18 protein-coding genes are annotated in these 15,164 nt (G+C 68.2%); 7 read left to right on the top strand and 11 right to left on the bottom strand.

The window, feature by feature from the left end:
- The first annotated feature begins 96 nt into the window (after nucleotides 1-96).
- Nucleotides 97-1,005, top strand: coding sequence for a KPN_02809 family neutral zinc metallopeptidase (gene ypfJ / locus BMW51_RS02735; RefSeq protein WP_093003061.1), 909 nt, complete (start codon nucleotides 97-99; stop codon nucleotides 1,003-1,005).
- A gap of 58 nt (nucleotides 1,006-1,063) precedes the next feature.
- Here ypfJ and BMW51_RS02740 read toward each other — a convergent pair whose 3' ends face one another.
- Nucleotides 1,064-1,888 (bottom strand): class I mannose-6-phosphate isomerase, encoded by an 825-nt coding sequence (locus BMW51_RS02740; RefSeq protein ID WP_093003063.1) that lies wholly within the window; start codon nucleotides 1,886-1,888, stop codon nucleotides 1,064-1,066.
- A gap of 151 nt (nucleotides 1,889-2,039) precedes the next feature.
- Here BMW51_RS02740 and BMW51_RS02745 point away from each other — a divergent pair, with 151 nt between their 5' ends.
- Together BMW51_RS02745 and recN are read left to right on the top strand one after the other, a co-directional pair.
- Nucleotides 2,040-3,035, top strand: coding sequence for an outer membrane protein assembly factor BamD (locus BMW51_RS02745; RefSeq protein ID WP_245708244.1), 996 nt, complete (start codon nucleotides 2,040-2,042; stop codon nucleotides 3,033-3,035).
- Between the two features lie 77 nt (nucleotides 3,036-3,112).
- Entirely contained in the window at nucleotides 3,113-4,768 is a 1,656-nt protein-coding gene (recN, locus tag BMW51_RS02750) for a DNA repair protein RecN (protein WP_093003067.1), read from the top strand.
- A gap of 19 nt (nucleotides 4,769-4,787) precedes the next feature.
- On the opposite strand, the gene gpmA is transcribed toward recN, so the two are convergent.
- From gpmA to BMW51_RS16225, 3 genes are all read right to left on the bottom strand, one after another.
- Nucleotides 4,788-5,474 (bottom strand): 2,3-diphosphoglycerate-dependent phosphoglycerate mutase, encoded by a 687-nt coding sequence (gpmA, locus tag BMW51_RS02755; protein WP_093003069.1) that lies wholly within the window; start codon nucleotides 5,472-5,474, stop codon nucleotides 4,788-4,790.
- 85 nt (nucleotides 5,475-5,559) lie between these two features.
- The gene (locus tag BMW51_RS16220) at nucleotides 5,560-5,838 is read right to left on the bottom strand and encodes a GNAT family N-acetyltransferase (protein WP_245708245.1); all 279 of its coding nucleotides are present in this window, start codon (nucleotides 5,836-5,838) and stop codon (nucleotides 5,560-5,562) included.
- 21 nt (nucleotides 5,839-5,859) lie between these two features.
- Nucleotides 5,860-6,015: a hypothetical protein gene (locus BMW51_RS16225; RefSeq protein WP_245708246.1), complete on the bottom strand. Its 156-nt coding sequence runs from the start codon at nucleotides 6,013-6,015 to the stop codon at nucleotides 5,860-5,862.
- A 74-nt stretch (nucleotides 6,016-6,089) separates the two neighbouring features.
- Here BMW51_RS16225 and BMW51_RS02765 point away from each other — a divergent pair, with 74 nt between their 5' ends.
- Nucleotides 6,090-6,812 (top strand): dienelactone hydrolase family protein, encoded by a 723-nt coding sequence (locus BMW51_RS02765; protein WP_093003071.1) that lies wholly within the window; start codon nucleotides 6,090-6,092, stop codon nucleotides 6,810-6,812.
- Between the two features lie 44 nt (nucleotides 6,813-6,856).
- On the opposite strand, the gene BMW51_RS02770 is transcribed toward BMW51_RS02765, so the two are convergent.
- On the bottom strand, nucleotides 6,857-7,282 hold the full coding sequence (locus BMW51_RS02770) for a BLUF domain-containing protein (RefSeq protein WP_093003073.1): 426 nt from the start codon (nucleotides 7,280-7,282) through the stop codon (nucleotides 6,857-6,859).
- 40 nt (nucleotides 7,283-7,322) lie between these two features.
- Entirely contained in the window at nucleotides 7,323-7,604 is a 282-nt protein-coding gene (locus BMW51_RS02775; RefSeq protein ID WP_093003075.1) for a chorismate mutase, read from the bottom strand.
- A gap of 100 nt (nucleotides 7,605-7,704) precedes the next feature.
- Here BMW51_RS02775 and BMW51_RS02780 point away from each other — a divergent pair, with 100 nt between their 5' ends.
- Entirely contained in the window at nucleotides 7,705-8,715 is a 1,011-nt protein-coding gene (locus tag BMW51_RS02780; RefSeq protein WP_093003077.1) for a polyprenyl synthetase family protein, read from the top strand.
- A 13-nt stretch (nucleotides 8,716-8,728) separates the two neighbouring features.
- On the opposite strand, the gene BMW51_RS02785 is transcribed toward BMW51_RS02780, so the two are convergent.
- Both BMW51_RS02785 and BMW51_RS02790 read right to left on the bottom strand, forming a co-directional pair.
- Nucleotides 8,729-9,697 carry a cation diffusion facilitator family transporter gene (locus tag BMW51_RS02785; protein ID WP_093003079.1) on the bottom strand — a complete coding sequence of 323 codons (969 nt, stop codon included), beginning with the start codon at nucleotides 9,695-9,697 and terminating at the stop codon, nucleotides 8,729-8,731.
- Nucleotides 9,698-9,751: 54 nt separating this feature from the next.
- A complete protein-coding gene (locus BMW51_RS02790) occupies nucleotides 9,752-11,071 on the bottom strand; it encodes a sensor histidine kinase (RefSeq protein WP_177171521.1) in 1,320 nt (439 codons plus the stop codon).
- Nucleotides 11,072-11,175: 104 nt separating this feature from the next.
- Here BMW51_RS02790 and BMW51_RS02795 point away from each other — a divergent pair, with 104 nt between their 5' ends.
- The gene (locus BMW51_RS02795) at nucleotides 11,176-11,421 is read left to right on the top strand and encodes a hypothetical protein (RefSeq protein WP_143051784.1); all 246 of its coding nucleotides are present in this window, start codon (nucleotides 11,176-11,178) and stop codon (nucleotides 11,419-11,421) included.
- A gap of 15 nt (nucleotides 11,422-11,436) precedes the next feature.
- Here BMW51_RS02795 and BMW51_RS02800 read toward each other — a convergent pair whose 3' ends face one another.
- Together BMW51_RS02800 and BMW51_RS02805 are read right to left on the bottom strand one after the other, a co-directional pair.
- A complete protein-coding gene (locus BMW51_RS02800; protein WP_093003085.1) occupies nucleotides 11,437-12,102 on the bottom strand; it encodes a response regulator transcription factor in 666 nt (221 codons plus the stop codon).
- A gap of 61 nt (nucleotides 12,103-12,163) precedes the next feature.
- Nucleotides 12,164-12,460, bottom strand: coding sequence for a hypothetical protein (locus tag BMW51_RS02805; protein WP_245708247.1), 297 nt, complete (start codon nucleotides 12,458-12,460; stop codon nucleotides 12,164-12,166).
- A 99-nt stretch (nucleotides 12,461-12,559) separates the two neighbouring features.
- On the opposite strand from BMW51_RS02805, the gene BMW51_RS02810 reads away from it, so the two are divergent.
- A complete protein-coding gene (locus tag BMW51_RS02810; protein WP_093003090.1) occupies nucleotides 12,560-14,341 on the top strand; it encodes an ABC-F family ATP-binding cassette domain-containing protein in 1,782 nt (593 codons plus the stop codon).
- On the opposite strand, the gene BMW51_RS02815 is transcribed toward BMW51_RS02810, so the two are convergent.
- Complete coding sequence (locus tag BMW51_RS02815; RefSeq protein WP_093003091.1) at nucleotides 14,338-15,147, bottom strand: ATP-binding protein; 810 nt, start codon at nucleotides 15,145-15,147, stop codon at nucleotides 14,338-14,340. The genes BMW51_RS02810 and BMW51_RS02815 overlap by 4 nt on opposite strands.
- Nucleotides 15,148-15,164 lie beyond the last annotated feature (17 nt).

The following is a 15,164-nucleotide window of genomic DNA, read 5'->3' on the forward strand; positions in this document are numbered from 1 at the left end:
CTCCCCGCCTGCATCGGGCAGACGCGCGCCGCTTGCAACCCGAAGCGCGCCGCCGGGTTCATGCCGCAACAGAAACGATTGGCAGGGAGTGGGCCGATGCGGCTCGACGATTACGACAATGACATCGACGTCGGCGATGCCACGTCGCGCGGCAGCTTCGGCGGAGGCGGCGGCGGAGGGCTGCTCTTCGGGCTGCTGCCGCTGATCGGCAGCCGCTTCGGCTGCGGCGGGATCGTGGTCGTGCTGATCCTGTTCGCGGTGTTCGGCGGAGGGCTTGGCGGCCTCGGCGGGTTGCTCGGCGGCGGCGGCAGCGCACCGTCGAGCCAGGTAGGCCAGCAATCGGGCGGCGGCAGCGTGCAGCAGGTCTGCGACGCCAGCCCCGAGCGACGCGCGACCTGCAACGCGTTCAGCAACGTCGAGAATACGTGGGAGCAGATCTTCGCGCAGTCGGGCGAGCGCTTCCGCGCGCCTGGCCTGCGCTTCTTCAATGGACAGGGTAGATCAGGCTGCGGCGCGGCGCAGAGCGCGATGGGTCCATTCTACTGCCCGACCGACAGCGACATCTACCTCGACACCGACTTCTTCAACGAACTGACCAACCGCTTCAAGGCGCCGGGCGATTTCGCGCGATATTACGTCGTGGCGCACGAATTCGGCCACCACATCCAGAACTTGCTCGGCACGTCTGACAAGGTGCAGCAGATCCAGCGCAGCAGCGGCGAGGCCGAGGGCAATGCCGCCTCGGTGCGGCTCGAGCTGCAGGCCGACTGCTACGCCGGCGTGTGGGCGGCGAAGAACCGCGACCGGCTCGAGCCCGGCGACGTGGAAGAAGGCATGCGCGCCGCGCAGGCGATCGGCGACGACACGCTGCAGCGCGAGGCGCAGGGTCGCGTCGTGCCCGACAGCTTCACCCACGGCACCTCGGCGCAGCGCCAGTTCTGGCTGCGCAAGGGGATGGAGAGCGGCGATCCCGCGGCGTGCGACACCTTCTCGGGCGCGATCTGATGCAAGAAGGGGCGAGGTGCACGCAGCACCCCGCCCCTCCACTCAGCATGTCGTCAGGTCAGAGTCGACGATCGCCGACATAGGCGAACAGCAGGTCGGCATCGTTCGACGCGTGCAGCTTCTCCGCGCCGGTGACGGTCACGCACTCGCCAGCCTTCCACGCCACGCCTGCGACCACGCCCTCGCCCTTGATCGGCACCAGCCAGCCGGTCTTGCCCTCGGGCAGATCGATCTGCCGATCGCCGCCGGTCCAGCGTTCCAGCACGAACTTCGGCCCCTCGACCAGGATCGTGCGACCCGGCTCGACCTCGCCCGGCGCGCTCGGCGGCGTCCAGGGCGTCAACTCGGCAACCGCAACCCCGTCGTCCAGGTGCAGTTCGCGCGGGCGGCCATAGTCGTACAGGCGGTAGGTCGTGTCGGAATTCTGCTGCACCTCGATCAGCGTCAGCCCCGCACCGATTGCGTGGATCACGCCCGAGTGCGAGTAGAAGAAGTCGCCCTTCTTCACCTTCTTCCAGTCCAGCTTGTGCTCGATCGACCCGTCAAGCGCGCTCTGGCGCAATTCATCAGCGGTCATCGGCGCGAGCGGCCCGATCGCGATCGTCGAATCGGGCTCGGCATCCAGGATCGTCCAGCACTCGTCCTTGCCGCGCGGCAGCCCGCGCTTCTGCGCTTCCTCGTCGGACGGGTGGTCCTGTACCGACAGCTTCTCGCTGGTGAACAGGTACTTGATCAGCAGCTCCGATTCTTCCGGGTGCGGCGACTGGAACCACACCTCGCCGATCGGCTCCGCGTCGGGCGCGGGATCGGGGAAGCCGGGATAGAGCGTGTGCCGGCCCCACGGCTTCTCGACGCGCTTGGTGGCAAGCAGGGTGGCGGGCATGGGAACTCCTGATGATGAGCGACAAAGGGTCGCAACGCGCGCGATAACAGGTCCGTTGCGCGCGCCAAGCAACAAAGCTGTCGCACCTGCGGCCCGCGCCTGTGCGAAAGCCGTTGTTCGCACGCGCTCGCTTGCGCTAAGGCCACCACCGATGCGTAACCTTCCTGTCCGCGGCCTCTCGGTCGCGCTCATCGCCGCGCTAGCGCTTCCGATCGCCGGCTGTGCGCGCAACCGCGCCGGCAGCGATCTGCCCTATGTCGCGCGCGATGTCGGCACCTTGTACACCTCGGCCAAGACCCGGCTCGATCAGGGGCGCTACAAGGAAGCCGCCGCGCTGTTCGACGAGGTCGAGCGTCAGCATCCTTATTCGGTCTGGGCGCGTCGCGCGCAGTTAATGGGCGCGTTCAGTTATTATCTCGCGCGCGATTACACCAACGCGATCCAGGGCGCGCAGCGCTTCCTGTCGGTTCACCCCGGCAACCGCGACGCGCCTTACGCTTATTACCTCGTCGCGATGAGCTATTACGAGCAGATCAGCGACGTGACGCGCGACCAGAAGATCACGACGCAGGCGCAGGATGCGCTCGGCGAACTCGTCCGGCGCTATCCCAACACGCGCTACGCCGCCGATGCACGGTTGAAGCTCGACCTCGTTCGCGATCACCTCGCGGGCAAGGAGATGGAGGTCGGCCGCTTCTACGAACGTCGCCGCCAGTGGCTCGCCGCGACGCTGCGCTTCCGCAAGGTGATCGACGAGTATCAGACGACGACGCACGCGCCCGAGGCGCTGATGCGGCTGACCGAGACGTACCTCGCGCTCGGCGTCCGCAACGAGGCGGAGAAGGCGGCGGCGGTGCTCGGTGCCAATTACCCCGGCTCGGACTGGTATCAGCGCGCTTACAAGTTGATGCGCGAATATCCCTCCACGCCGATCGCACCGCTCGCGCCCGGCGCGCAGGTCGTTCCGCCGGGTACCCGCACCACGACGATCGCGGGCGAAGCGACCACCAGCGTCCCCGCCAAGGCCGATGCGCCCAATGCGGTCACGCCCGCGACCACCGGCGGCGATCCCGCAGGCACGCTGCCGCCCGACACCACCTCGCCCGCGAACACGCCCAATCCGACGTCGAGCACGCCGACGCCGTAATCGCGCGGGCGGTGGATCAGCGTGGAACAAAAGGGGGTAACGTCGCGCCCGATCTGCGCTAAAGGCGTTGGTTACTCATGCTGACTGCGCTTTCCATTCGCGACGTGGTGTTGATCGAGGCGCTGGACCTCGACTTCGGCGAAGGTCTCGGCGTGCTGACCGGGGAGACGGGCGCGGGCAAGTCGATCCTGCTCGACTCGCTCGGCCTCGCGCTCGGTCGTCGCGGCGACAGCGGGCTGGTGCGTCACGGCGCAGCGCAGGCAAGCGTTACCGCGACCTTCGATCGCCCCGCCGGTGTCGACGCGGTGCTTGAGGAGAACGGCATCGACGCCGAGCCGGGCGAGCCGCTGATCGTGCGCCGCATCGTCAAGGCGGACGGCGGCAGCCGCGCGTTCGTCAACAATCAGCCATCGTCCGCCGCGCTGCTGCGTGAGATCGGGCAGTTGCTGGTCGAGATTCACGGCCAGCACGACGACCGTGGCATGCTGGCACCCGCGGGGCACCGCGCGCTGCTCGATGCCTTCGCACGGGCCGATGTAGCCAAGGTGTCCGCCGCGCATACCGCCTGGCGCGACGCGACGTCAGCGCTGGAGGACGCGCAGGCCGAGATCGCCACCGCGCAGCGCGACCGCGAGTGGCTGGAACACGCGGTCGCCGAACTCGACAAGCTCGCGCCCGAGCCGGGCGAGGAAGAAGCGCTGGCCGAGCGCCGCCGCGGCATGCAGCGCGCGGAGAAGATCGCCGACGATCTGAACGACGTGACCGGACACGTCGATGGTCGCGACGGCGCGTTGACGCAGCTGCGCCAGGCCGCCCGCGTGCTGGAACGCATCGCGGAGGATCACCCCGCGCTAGCCGAGGCACTCGCCGCGATCGACCGTGCAGTGATCGAAGGAGCGGTAGCGGAGGAAAAGCTGCGTGACGCCGCCGCCGCGCTGATGCACGATCCGCGTCAGCTGGAGGAAGACGAGGCACGTCTGTTCGAGCTTCGCGCGATGGCGCGCAAGCACCGCGTCCAACCCGATGACCTCGCCGCACTGGCCGACCGTCAGCGCGCACAACTCGAGCGATTGAACGCCGGCGAGGAAGGTCTGGCTGGGCTGGAAGCACGTGTCGACAAGGCGCGTGCGGCTTATGTCGCCGCGGCCGACGCGCTCACGAAGCAGCGCACCGCCGCCGCCAAGCGGCTCGACGCGGCCGTGGCGGGTGAGCTCGCGCCATTGAAGCTCGACGCAGCACGGTTCCGGACGATCGTCGCGCCCCTGAGCGAAGGGGAATGGTCGCCCGCCGGACGCGACCGCGTCGAGTTCGAGATTTCGACCAACCCGGGCGCCCCCTTCGCCCCGCTGGCCAAGATCGCGAGCGGCGGCGAGCTGTCGCGCTTCATCCTCGCGCTCAAGGTCGCGCTGGCGCAGCAGGGCGGTGCCGCGACAATGATCTTCGACGAGATCGATCGCGGCGTCGGCGGCGCGGTGGCGAGCGCGATCGGCGACCGGCTCGCGCGGCTGGCGACGCGCGCGCAATTGCTGGTCGTCACCCACTCGCCGCAGGTGGCGGCGCGCGGCGCCGCGCACCTGCTGATCGCCAAGAGCAACGACGGTAAGGTCACCCGCACCGGCGTCCGCCCGCTCTCCCCTGACGAGCGTCGCGAGGAGATCGCGCGCATGCTGTCGGGCGCGACCGTCACCGATGAGGCGCGCGCGCAGGCGGAACGACTACTCGAACCCGCCTGAGCGACGCGCCGGCCGTCGCTTACCGCTCGCTCAGATAATAGCGATCGGTCGCGTTCAGCGCGTCGTCGAGCTCGTAAACGATCGGCTGCCCGGTCGGGATCTCCAGTCCGGTGATCTCGTCGTCGGGAATGTTGCTCAGATGCTTGACCAGCGCGCGCAGCGAATTGCCGTGCGCGGAGATCAGCACGCGCTGACCGTCCTTCAGCGCGGGGGCGATCCGCTCCTCCCAGTACGGCAGCACGCGCGCGATCGTGTCTTTCAGGCTCTCGGTCGCAGGCACGTCGATCCCGGCGTAGCGACGGTCGCCCGACAAATCGTAGTCGCTGCCCGCCTCCATCGGCGGCGGCGGCACGTCGAAGCTGCGACGCCAGATATGGACCTGCTCGTCGCCGTGCTTCGCCGCGGTCTCCGCCTTGTCGAGCCCGGTCAGCCCGCCGTAATGGCGCTCGTTCAACCGCCAGTGCTTCTCGACCGGCAGCCACAAACGCCCCATCGCCTCCAGCGCGAGGTTGAGCGTCTTGATCGCGCGGGTCTGCAGCGAGGTGAAGGTCTGGTCGAAGTCGAGGCCCTTCGCCGCCATCAACTCGCCCGCCGCGCGCGCCTCGGCTGCGCCCTTCTCCGTCACGTCGACATCCCACCAGCCGGTGAAACGGTTCTCCAGGTTCCACGACGACTGGCCGTGACGGATAAGGACGAGCGTGGGCATGGTTGAACCTTCCTGCGTGGCCGCGCGGCGGCGGCGATCACCGCTCCGCTACGGGAAAGCGGGCCCGCCGGGCAAGCCGCGACGCTTACAGCGCCAGGCGGAAGAAGCGGTTGTGCGGGCTGGGCTGATAATCGGCGAAGGCGTCGCACGGCACGAACCCGACGCGCGTGTAGAGCCGGGCGGCGGCGTCATAGGCCCGCGTGGTCCCGGTCTCCAGGTACAGCGTGCGTAGTCCCTGCTCGCGCGCCTCGGCCATGATCGCGCGCAGGATCGCGTGGCCGGCGCCGCGTCCCCTCGCCTCGGGCGTGCTGCGCATCGACTTGACCTCGCCCGCCGCGTCGTCGAGCCGCTTCAACGCCCCCATGCCGGTGAGCGTCGCGCCCTCCTACGCGGTAAAGAACGTCACTTCGGGCGCGGACAGCGCCGCACCGTCGAGCGCGAAGGAGAAGCCGGGCGGCGTGCCCGCACGCTGCTCGGCGACGTGCGCGGCGAGCAACGGCGCCACCGCGGGGTTGGTCGGTGTATCGCGTCGAACCTGCACTTGCGCGCTCCGCTGTCGGCGTGTTTGTACAGGTCTAGCGCGCCGTGGCAGGCGGACAAGCAGGGAGAAGGTAGATGGCGGTCGAGCGCAGGGCATTGATCCACGATGGGCCGGGTGGCCGTTTCGAAGGCGTGTTCGCATGGGACGATGCACAATCCGGCGCGCGGCCAGCGGTGCTGGTGATCCCGAACATCCTGGGTCAGAAGGAAGAGGATAACGTCAAGGCGGAGGAACTCGCCGCGCTGGGCTACGCCGCCTTCGCGTGCGATGTGTACGGCCAGGGCAAGCGGACGCAGCGCGGGCCGGGCGCGTCACGCTACATGGACGAGATGAACGCCGATCGGGCGCTGCTACGCGATCGGCTCGCCGCCAGTCTCGCCGCGCTCAAGGCACAGCCGGAGGTGGAGGAAAGCCGGACCGCCGCGATCGGCTTCTGCTTCGGCGGCAAGTGCGTGCTCGACATGGCGCGTAGCGGGTTGGACGTGCTCGGCGGTGTCAGCTTCCACGGGGTCTACGATCGCCCGGACTACGACACCGTGTCACCAATCGCGGCCAAGCTGCTGATCTGCCACGGCTGGGACGATCCGCTCGGCAAGCCCGAGACGGTCGTGGCCTTGGCGCAGGAGCTGACCGAAAGCGGCGCCGATTGGCAGCTCCACGCCTACGGTCATGCCGGTCACGCGTTCACCGATCGCAGCATGAAAGGCTCGACGATCCCGGGCGTCGCCTATGAGGAGCGCGCCGACCGCCGAAGCTGGAAGGCGATGAAAGATTTTCTGAGAGAAATATTCGCGTAGGCATGGTGCCTGGCGGCTGTCTCGTCGCGGCAGTCCCCTCGCCTTTACGTCGCTGAACCGACCGTGCGCAGGACATCCTCGAACTCCTCGCGGATCTCGTCGGGGGCACTGCGCAACAACACCTGCAATCGCTCGCGAACCGCCTCCGTCTGGCGATTGTCCGACATGCTCGCCATCGTCCAGCCGCTGAAGATGCGGCGGGTGTCGAGTTCGTCGTGAAGCGTCTTCACCTCGGCGTGCCGCGGGTCGGCGCTGATCCGTCCGAACACGTGCGTGATCGCTTCCGGCGTCCCTTCCAGCACCTGCAGGAAACGCCGCCCGTCGGATAGCAGCACGCCTGAAATGCCGTTCAGGCCGTTGTTCGCGCGCGATTGTCGCAGGATCTCGATCTGCGTGTCATCGTCGGTACGCGCAGTCGCAATGCTTGAATAAACGATGCGCCGAAAACGCGCATCCTGTTGCTCGGTCATCTGCCGCTACTAGCTAATCCATGTTACGAAGTCGAGACGATCACGATGTCGCCGCGGCGCGGTGGTGGCGGATCACCTCGTCGATGATGAAGCGCAGGAATTTCTCGGAAAACTCGGGGTCCAGTTCGGCATCGAGCGCGAGCTGGCGCAACCGCGCGATCTGCTGCTCCTCTCGCCCCGGATCGGCTGCCGGCAACCCGCTGACCGCCTTGTGGCGTCCGACCGCCTGGGTCACCTTGAACCGTTCGGCGAGCAGGCAGACGAGTGCCGCGTCGATGTTGTCGATGCTCTTGCGATAGCCTTTCAACACGTCGTCGGTCATGCGGTCCTCCCGCGTTCCGCTGTTGCGCAAGGGAGACGCCGCTGCAAGGTTCGATCGCGGCTTGCCTTGCCCGGTCGACCGCTCGTACAGGCGCGGGGAGATGAGTGCATCGATCCACCGGCTCTCGGGCCGCACCCCTTCGCTCGATCCGATGATCGATCTGGTCACCGCCGACATGAACGCGGTCAACGCCGTGATCCTCGACCGAATGCAGTCGCAGATACCGCTGATCCCCAAGCTTGCCGGGCATCTGATTGCGGGGGGCGGCAAGCGGATGCGCCCGATGCTGACGCTCGCGAGCGCGAAGCTGATTGGCTACACCGGCACACGCCACCACCGTCTGGCGGCCGCGGTCGAGTTCATCCACACGGCGACGCTGCTGCACGACGACGTGGTCGACGGGTCCGACCTGCGCCGGGGCAAGCGCACCGCCAACATCATCTGGGGCAATCCGGCGAGCGTGCTGGTCGGCGACTTCCTGTTCAGCCGCAGCTTCGAGCTAATGGTGGAGGCCGACAGCCTCAAGTCGCTCAAGATCCTCAGCCACGCCTCCGCGGTGATCGCTGAGGGCGAGGTCAACCAGCTGACGGCGGTGCGCCGCGTCGACCTTGGCGAAGACCGCTATCTCGACATCATCGGCGCGAAGACCGCGGCGCTGTTCGCCGCCGCGTGCCGCATCTCTGCCGTGGTGGCCGAGCGCCCGGACGCGGAGGAAGAGGCGCTCGACGCCTATGGCCGCTATCTCGGCATCGCGTTCCAGCTCGTCGACGACGCGATCGACTACACCTCGGACGCGGGCACGATGGGCAAGGACGCCGGTGACGATTTCCGTGAGGGCAAGGTCACCCTGCCCGTCATCCTCGCCTACGCGCGCGGCTCGGCTGAGGATCGCACCTTCTGGAAGGATGCGATCGAAGGACGCCGGTCGAGCGATGCCGATTTCGCGCAGGCGATCGAGCTTGTCCGCGCCACGCGCGCGGTCGACGATACGCTGGCGCGCGCGCGTCATTATGGCCAGCGCGCGATCGACGCGCTCGGACCGTTCGCGGGTGGCGCGGCCAAGGACGCGATGGTCGAGGCGGTCGAATTCGCGGTGGCGCGCGCCTATTGACCGAGTCGGCGGGTCAGACCCGCCGCTCGTCCGCCAATTCGCACGCGTGCGCGCCCGTCTCCACCTGGATCGTCGCGTGCCCGATCCCGAAGCGGTGGTGCAGCATGTCCTGTATCTCGTGCAGGAACGCGTCGCCCGGGTGCCCCGCCGGCACGCACAGATGCGCGGTCAGCCCGGGTTCGGTCGTCGACATCGGCCAGATGTGCAGGTCGTGCACCTCGCTGACGCCGGGCAGATCGCTGAGCGCGGTACGCACGCCGTCATAGTCGATCCCGCGCGGCACCGCGGCGAGCGACATCTCCACCGTCTCGCGCAATAGCCCCCAGGTCTGCCAGAAGATCAGGCCGGCGATGACCAGGCTGACGAGCGGGTCGATCCACGCCGCGCCCGTCGCCCAGATGATCACGCCCGCGACGACGACGCCCGCCGACACGAGCGCGTCGGACAGCATGTGCAGGAACGCTCCGCGGATATTGACGTCGCCTTTGCGCCCGCGCGCGAATAGCCATGCGGTGATCGCATTGACCGCGATGCCGCCAGCCGCGACCGCCGCAACCGACAGGCCGGGCACGCGCGGCGCGGCCGAGAACCGCTCCACCGCCTCGGTCGCGATGGCGCCGAGCGCGACCAGCAGCAGCAGCGCGTTGGCGAGCGCGGCGAGGATGGTCGACCCCTTCAACCCGTAGGTGAAGCGTTTAGACGGCGGCGTACGAGCTAGCGCTGCACCACCCCACGCGATTGCCAGGCCGAGCACGTCGGACAGATTGTGCCCGGCATCCGCTAGCAGCGCGACCGAGCCGTAGATCAACCCCGCCCCCGCCTCGACGATCAGATAGGCGAGATTGAGCCCGATCCCGATCGCGAACGCGCGATCCCAGCGCTCCGGCGGCGCGGCATGGGCGTGACCATGTCCATGACTGTGCCCGTGGCCATGCGCGTGCGCGTGCCCGTGCGAGTGACCGTGGTGATGTCCGTGACCCATGCCGCGCGCGTTAGCGTAGCAGGAACAGGTGATACTAGGACAAGAGCGGCCCTTTTACGGCTCGATCGACGAGGCGGCCGGCAGGCGCAGCCGGACCAGCAGTCCGCCCAAGTCCTCGCTCTCCTCCAGGCTGACCGTCCCGTCATATATCTCGGCCACGTCGCGCACGATCGCGAGTCCCAACCCGGTGCCGGGCTTGCCCGAATCGAGCCGCACACCGCGATCGAAGATGCGCGCACGGTCCGCCTCGGGTATCCCCATCCCGTCGTCCTCGACCTGTATCTCGACGAACCCCGAGTGCGCGCCGACGGTCACGAACACGCTGCCGCCGCCATATTTGGCAGCATTCTCGACCAGATTGCCCATGATCTCGTCCAGGTCCTGCCGCTCGATATGCGCGACCAGATCCTTCGGCCCGTCCATGTCGACGCGAACGTGCGGGTAGAGGCGACGGACCGCGCGCTCGACCGACTCGACGCTCGGCCACACGTCGGCGCGACTGTGCGCGGAGCCGCGCCGCCCGACCGCACGCGCGCGCGCCAGATGGTGGTCGACCTGCCGCCGCATCGTCCGCGCCTCCCGGATCACCGTATCGGCGAGATCGTCCGAGTTCGCCGTTGCCGCGTTCATGATCACGGTCAGCGGTGTCTTGAGCGCGTGCGCGAGGTTGCCGGCGTGGCGTCGCGCTTCCTCCGCCTGCCGCTCGTTGTGCTCGACCAGCGCGTTCAGCTCGTCGATCATCGGCAGCACCTCGATCGGCATGCTGCCCTCGACACGGTTCGCCTTGCCCGCGCGCATCCGCGCGATCGCGAGCCGCACGCGCCGGAGTGGCAGCAGGCCGTAGAACGTCTGCAACGCCGCGAGCACGACCAAGCCGATCCCGAGCAGCAGGAAACTGCGGATCAGCGTGCGGCGCAGGATGGTGATCTGCGCGTCGAGCGCCTCGCGGCTGGAGGCGACCTGGAAACGCCAGCGTACCGGCGATCCCGGCAGCTTCACGTCCTGCTCGACCACGCGCAGCTTTTCGTCCTTGAACTGCTTGCTGTCGTAGCTGTGGACGCTGCGATCGTTGTGCGGTGCGCCGTAGGCGAGCTGGCGATCCCACAGTGATCGCGACGGCCAGGTCTCGTGCCCCGGCGCCGACACCTGCCAGTAGAGCCCGGAATAAGGCTCGAGAAACCGCTGGTCGGCCGGCTCGCGATTGAACGTCACCTCGCCGGCGGTGTCGATCTCGGCCGACACGAGCAGCGAGCGCAGCACGTAGCCGAGCTGATCGTCGGCGTTGCGCGTCACCGCCGCCACCAGCACGCGGTCGAGCGCGAAACCGCCGCCCGCGAGCAGGATCGAGATCCACGCCGCCGCGATCAGGATCATGCGCCGCGACAGCGATCCGCGCACGCGCAACGGCGGCTTCACGCGACCGCGCCCCGGAACCAAGCGGGTGCCGACCGGTTCACCGCCGCAACGGAGGAATAATCATGCGAAAGGGTAGAAACATACCCGCGATGATCGTCGCCGTGCTGGGCGGCGTGCTCGTGTCGATGCTCGCGGGGCTGCTGCTCGCCTCCTACGCGGTCGCAGGAGTAAGCCCGTCCTACCTTCCCGAACCCGCGCTTCACCAGACGCGGATCGCGCAGGAAAGCGCGAGCCTTCCCGAGCCGACCACGATCCAGCGCATCGCCGCCGACGTGGACGCCGCGCAGGTCGGTCGACGCGAATTGTAGATACGCGACCACGCGTCAGGCGTCCGGATCCTCCAGGCTGTAACCCAGCCCGCGGATCGTCGTGATCACGTCCTGACCCAGCTTCTTGCGAATACGCGTCACGAACACCTCGATCGTGTTCGAATCGCGGTCGAAATCCTGATCGTAGATGTGCTCGATCAACTCGGTGCGGCTGACCACCTTGCCCTTGTGATGGAGCAGGTAGCTGAGCAGCTTGTACTCCTGCGCGGTCAGCTTGACCGGCTCGCCCGCGCGCGTGACCTTGCCCGAACGCGTATCGAGCCGCACGTCGCCCGCGGTCAGCTCGGACGACGCGTTGCCCGACGCCCGCCGGATCAGCGCGCGCAGCCGCGCGATCAGCTCCTCGGTCTGGAACGGCTTGGCGACGTAATCGTCGGCGCCCGCGTCCAACCCGGCGACCTTGTCCGACCAGCTGTCCCGCGCGGTCAGCACCAGCACGGGCGTGACCTTCCCCTCCTTGCGCCAGCGGTCGAGCACGGTCAGCCCGTCGATCTCCGGCAGGCCCAGATCGAGCACGATCGCGTCGTAGCTCTCGGTCGAGCCGAGGAAATGCCCCTCCTCGCCGTCGGTCGCGAGATCGATCGCGTAGCCCGCACCCTCCAGCGTCGACTTGAGCTGTTGCCCGAGGTTGGGCTCGTCCTCGACGATCAGAACACGCATCTATGTCTCCCTGCGGCACGTCTGCGCCCGCTTTGCGGTGCGCGTTCGGCAAGATCAATGATTAGCGGCCGGTCTGGCCCAGCACCTGTCCCGAGCGGCCATCGACGTCGACCCAGATCACCTCGCCATCGCGCAGGAACTTGAGCGTGTAGACGACCGACTGCGGATCGAGGTTGAAACCGATATATTGCGCGCCCTTCATCGTCGGTATGACGCGCCGCTCGATCTCCTTGATCGGCAGCAGCTTGCCCGAACGCGTCGCCCGCCACGCGAACGCACGCTCGCTCTCCTGCTCCGCAGGTTCGGCGACCGCGGGGGCGGCGGCGGTCAGCAGCAAAAGGATCGGCAACATCTTCACGGGTGGTCGCATAAGGCCAATGGATTGAACACCCTGTGAATAACGCCGTCAGCCCTCGGTAACTTGCCCGCTGGCGGTCGGTTCCCTAGGTGCGCGGGCATGGCAGCACCGATCCTCGCGTATGAAGACCTCGGCCTCGTTCAGGGCGCGGGGTGGCTGTTCCGCCACCTCGACCTGTTCATCGGGCAGCGCGACCGGCTGGCGCTGATCGGGCGCAACGGCGCGGGCAAATCGACGCTGCTCAAGCTCATCGCCGGCGCGATCGACAGCGACGAGGGACGCCGCACGATCGTGCCGGGCACTAACGTCGTCATGCTGGAGCAGGAACCGAATCTCGCCGGGTTCGAGACGCTCGCCGACTATGTCCTCTCCGGCGAGCGCGCGCCTGAGGCGTATCAGGCGGACGCGATCGCCGGGCAGCTCGGCATCGACCTGTCGCGCGCCTGTGCCTCGGCGTCGGGTGGCGAGCGCCGCCGTGCCGCGATCGTCCGCGCGCTGGCGCTCGACCCCGACGTGCTGCTCCTCGACGAGCCGACCAACCACCTCGACCTCGGCGCGATCGAGTGGCTGGAGGATTGGCTCAACCGCTTCACCGGCGCGTTCGTCGTCATCAGCCACGATCGTACCTTCCTGACCCGGCTGACCAAGCAGACTCTGTGGCTCGAGCGCGGGTCGCTGCGCCGCAACGAGGTCGGTTTCGGCGGGTTCGATGCCTGGACCGAGGCGGTCTACGCCGAGGAGGAACGCGCCGCTCAGAAGCTCGACGCGAAACTCAAGCTGGAGGAGCATTGGCTCCAGCGCGGCGTGACGGGCCGCCGCCGCCGCAACCAGGGCCGGCTCACCAAGCTGAAGGAGATGCGCGCCGAACGCGCCGCGATGATCGGTCCGCAGGGCGCCGCCGCGCTGTCGGTCGGCAGCGACGACGTGAAGACCAAGGTGGTGATCGACGCCGAGCACGTCTCCAAGTCGTTCGGCGACCGCACGATCATTCGCGACCTTTCCCTGCGCGTCACCCGCGGCGATCGGATCGGCATCGTCGGCAGCAACGGCGCGGGCAAGTCGACGCTGCTCAAGCTGTTGACCGGCGAGCTTCAACCCGACGCCGGCTCGGTCAAGCTCGCCAAGACGCTCGACGGCATCGTCATCGACCAGCAGCGCAGCCTGATGGCGCCCGAGAAGAAGGTCCGCGACGTGCTCGCCGACGGTGGCGAGTGGATCGACGTGCTCGGCACGCGCAAGCACATCCACGGTTATCTCAAAGAGTTCCTGTTCGACCCCAACATGGTCGACGCGCGGGTCGGCACGCTCTCGGGCGGCGAGCGCTCGCGGCTGCTGCTCGCACGCGAGTTCGCGCGGTCGTCGAACCTGCTGGTGATGGACGAGCCGACCAACGACCTCGACCTCGAAACGCTCGACCTGCTGCAGGAAGTGATCGCCGACTATGACGGCACCGTGCTGATCGTCAGCCACGATCGCGACTTTCTCGATCGTACCGTGACGGTGACGCTCGGGCTCGACGGCAGCGGTCACGTCGATGTCGTCGCGGGCGGATACGAGGATTGGGTCGCCAAGCGTCGCCCGCGCACCGAGGCGAAGCGCGCGCCCGCGAAGACCGCGACTACACCCCCGCCCCCGCCGCCGACGCGGGCCAAGCTCAGCTACAAGGACCAGCGCGACTACGAACTGCTCCCGCGCCGGATCGAGGAGATCGACAATCAGATCGCCGGCAAGGAGGATCTGCTCGCCGACGCCGGGCTCTACACGCGCGATCCCGCCGCGTTCGATCGGCTGACGCGCGAAATCGGCAGCTTGCGCGACGAAAAGGACACGGCCGAGCTGCGCTGGCTCGACCTCGCCGAACAGGTCGAGGCGCTCGGCTAGAGCGCCCGGCCCTCGCGTCCGGCGAGGTCCACCATATATTGCCACGCGACCCGGCCCGACCGACTGCCGCGCCGCGTCGCCCATTGCACCGCATCGGCAGCATCGAACGGCAGCGCATAGGCGTCGGCATAGCCTCGCACGATCTGCAGGTAATGCTCCTGGTCAACGACGTGAAAGCCGAGGCTCAGGCCGAACCGGTCGGAGAGCGCGAGTTGATCGTCGGCGACGTCGCGTGCGTTCACCGCCCGCTCCTGTTCGCCCATGTCGCGCGGCAGCAGGTGCCGCCGGTTCGAGGTAACGACCAATCGCGCATTCACGGGCCGCGCTTCCGCTCCGCCCTCCAACAACGAGCGCAGCGAGCGCGCGTCCGCTGCCGCATCGAACCCCAGATCGTCGAGGAACAGCACGAACGCGCGCGGCACGCGGACGATCGCGTCGAACAATCGCGGCAGCGTGTCGATGCGGTCGGCCGCGACCTCTACCAGCGCCAGCGCCCCGCCCGCGCCCTGCACCGCCGCGACGCTCGCCTTGACCAGAGCCGACTTGCCCGTGCCACGTGCGCCCCACAACAGCACGTCCTGCGCCGCACGCCCCGCGGCGAGCCGATCGAGGTTGGCGAGCAACGCGCCCTTCTGCGCATCGACGCCGTGGAGCATGGCGAGCGGCAAGGGCCGAAAATCGCGCGTGGCCACCAGCACGTCGTCGCGCCAGACATAGGCGGGATGCGCGAGCGGATCGGCGGCGGTAACAGGCGGCGGACTGAGCCGCTCCAGCGCGGCGGCGATGCGGGTCAGGGCGTCGTCCATCCGCGCGCTATACGGCG

It is taken from the genome of Sphingomonas palmae, assembly GCF_900109565.1.
Lineage (GTDB): Bacteria > Pseudomonadota > Alphaproteobacteria > Sphingomonadales > Sphingomonadaceae > Sphingomonas > Sphingomonas palmae.

Excerpts from the sequence above, each read along its gene's own strand:
- ypfJ (WP_093003061.1), top strand. The coding sequence starts at position 97 with ATGCGGCTCGACGATTACGACAATGACATCGACGTCGGCGATGCCACG.
- BMW51_RS02740 (WP_093003063.1), bottom strand. The coding sequence starts at position 1,888 with ATGCCCGCCACCCTGCTTGCCACCAAGCGCGTCGAGAAGCCGTGGGGC.
- BMW51_RS02745 (WP_245708244.1), top strand. The coding sequence starts at position 2,040 with ATGCGTAACCTTCCTGTCCGCGGCCTCTCGGTCGCGCTCATCGCCGCG.
- recN (WP_093003067.1), top strand. The coding sequence starts at position 3,113 with ATGCTGACTGCGCTTTCCATTCGCGACGTGGTGTTGATCGAGGCGCTG.
- gpmA (WP_093003069.1), bottom strand. The coding sequence starts at position 5,474 with ATGCCCACGCTCGTCCTTATCCGTCACGGCCAGTCGTCGTGGAACCTG.
- BMW51_RS16220 (WP_245708245.1), bottom strand. The coding sequence starts at position 5,838 with ATGGGGGCGTTGAAGCGGCTCGACGACGCGGCGGGCGAGGTCAAGTCG.
- BMW51_RS02765 (WP_093003071.1), top strand. The coding sequence starts at position 6,090 with ATGGCGGTCGAGCGCAGGGCATTGATCCACGATGGGCCGGGTGGCCGT.
- BMW51_RS02770 (WP_093003073.1), bottom strand. The coding sequence starts at position 7,282 with ATGACCGAGCAACAGGATGCGCGTTTTCGGCGCATCGTTTATTCAAGC.
- BMW51_RS02775 (WP_093003075.1), bottom strand. The coding sequence starts at position 7,604 with ATGACCGACGACGTGTTGAAAGGCTATCGCAAGAGCATCGACAACATC.
- BMW51_RS02780 (WP_093003077.1), top strand. The coding sequence starts at position 7,705 with ATGAGTGCATCGATCCACCGGCTCTCGGGCCGCACCCCTTCGCTCGAT.
- BMW51_RS02785 (WP_093003079.1), bottom strand. The coding sequence starts at position 9,697 with ATGGGTCACGGACATCACCACGGTCACTCGCACGGGCACGCGCACGCG.
- BMW51_RS02790 (WP_177171521.1), bottom strand. The coding sequence starts at position 11,071 with ATGATCCTGATCGCGGCGGCGTGGATCTCGATCCTGCTCGCGGGCGGC.
- BMW51_RS02795 (WP_143051784.1), top strand. The coding sequence starts at position 11,176 with ATGCGAAAGGGTAGAAACATACCCGCGATGATCGTCGCCGTGCTGGGC.
- BMW51_RS02800 (WP_093003085.1), bottom strand. The coding sequence starts at position 12,102 with ATGCGTGTTCTGATCGTCGAGGACGAGCCCAACCTCGGGCAACAGCTC.
- BMW51_RS02810 (WP_093003090.1), top strand. The coding sequence starts at position 12,560 with ATGGCAGCACCGATCCTCGCGTATGAAGACCTCGGCCTCGTTCAGGGC.
- BMW51_RS02815 (WP_093003091.1), bottom strand. The coding sequence starts at position 15,147 with ATGGACGACGCCCTGACCCGCATCGCCGCCGCGCTGGAGCGGCTCAGT.